The following is a 1,640-nucleotide window of genomic DNA, read 5'->3' on the forward strand; positions in this document are numbered from 1 at the left end:
AGCTCTTCTCCGTGCCCTCTGCGCCTCTGTGGTTAACAAAACAGAAAGATTGTTTCGAAACTAACCGTTAAAAGGCAGTCGTCGCACTGATAAAGCTCATGCTGGGCAGGATCTGGTTGATTACGCGGTTCCAGCGCGCCACGCCAGCGGTGTCGACATAGACAATATCCCTTGCCTTGAGCGGAAACCGTTCTGCCAGCAGCAGGGCCGTGGCGTTGGTCATGTCCAGCCGGTAGATGGTGGCTTTATCACCAGCCTTGCCATTACGGAGGATATACACCCCTTTGGCATTGGAGTAGTTCTGGCTGATGCCACTGGCCGCCACCAGGGCATTATTGAGACTCATGCCCCGCTGGTCGTAAGGCATCGCCGCGACTTTGTTGACTTCCCCCATAATGACGATCTGACGGAAGCGGTTGTTGTCGATATTGAGCACATCGCCATCGCGCAGAATGACATTCTGGGTCAGGTCGCCATCAAACAGGCTGGCCATGTCGATAGTGCGAGCCTTGCCACCACGGATCAGCTTGGCTTCCGATTTGTCGGCTTCTTCGGTCAGGCCACCGGCCAGGGAAAATGCCGTCAGCACCCGGGTCGGTTTACTGGTAATGGGCAGTGGGCCGGGGTTTTCAACCTCACCCAGCACCTGCGCCTTCTGGGAGTTAAATTCCTGGACCCGGACACTGACCTGGGGCTCTTTGACAAATTTGGCCAGTTTGCCGGTCAGCTCCCGGCGTATAGCGTCCACCGTTCTGCCCGAGGCCTGCACCATCCCGGCAAATGGATAAAAGAAGTAACCGTCGGCCTGGACTTCGACCCCTTCAGAGTTCACCTGCCCCCGGTCAATGCCTGAAGCCTCTTTGCTGTTTGCCGCAGGAGCACCGGAAATCACCATACTGGTGGAGAGTTCCGGATGGTTCCAGACCCGGATGTTCAACACATCGTGAGGCCCCACCCGGTATTGGTACATCTCATCACTTTCACCCCCCAGGGTATCGGCCATGTTTACCCGGGTGACCGGTTCCGGCAACACCGTAGCCTCATTAATATCAACCAGGTGGTAGAGTTCCGATTGATTATTGGGTGTCAGGTCGGCACCGGGAGCCATAAAACAACCGGTCAATGCTATTGATCCAACAAGCAGGGCTAAAGACTTAAAAGCTTTTGACAGTTTCATGAAGATTAGTTTTCAGTGGGCAGTTATTAGCAGAGGTGCTGCGGGCAATCATCAATGAAATGTTATCGATGCTTTCTGATCACTGATTCAGGCAAACTGGTGACGATTTCTTCATCACTTTCCAGAAAACAACGCTACCGCCCGTCAGCTATAAGTGTTTGCCGCAACACAGGTTCAAATTATTACGATCAATGCACCACCCTGCCGAAATGAACACGGCCAATGGATCGGGATTCATGCAATCGATGGGGTTGGCGGAATACCAGTCTGACTTCCCTGTCAAGTCTTGCTGAATTGGGCAGGGATAATAAAACCGCAACCACCTTGATGATTTCCACAGCTGGAGTAAGGGTAATTGCGCTACTGCATTGTATTCAGCGCACAGGTTTTTGGATATGTAGTATTTACTGAAGAGGGATGTGTATCTATACAAACTTTAATGCATATTAATACGTATATACAC

Annotated in this window: 1 protein-coding gene; it reads right to left on the reverse strand. The window is 51.9% G+C overall.

The window, feature by feature from the left end; genetic code table 11:
* Nucleotides 1-67: 67 nt before the first annotated feature.
* Complete coding sequence (locus KDK13_RS05845; RefSeq protein WP_257284024.1) at nucleotides 68-1,177, reverse strand: polysaccharide biosynthesis/export family protein; 1,110 nt, start codon at nucleotides 1,175-1,177, stop codon at nucleotides 68-70.
* Nucleotides 1,178-1,640 lie beyond the last annotated feature (463 nt).

The organism is Endozoicomonas sp. SESOKO1 (genome assembly GCF_024606265.1).
GTDB lineage: Bacteria > Pseudomonadota > Gammaproteobacteria > Pseudomonadales > Endozoicomonadaceae > Endozoicomonas.

Excerpts from the sequence above, each read along its gene's own strand:
- KDK13_RS05845 (WP_257284024.1), bottom strand. The coding sequence starts at position 1,177 with ATGAAACTGTCAAAAGCTTTTAAGTCTTTAGCCCTGCTTGTTGGATCA.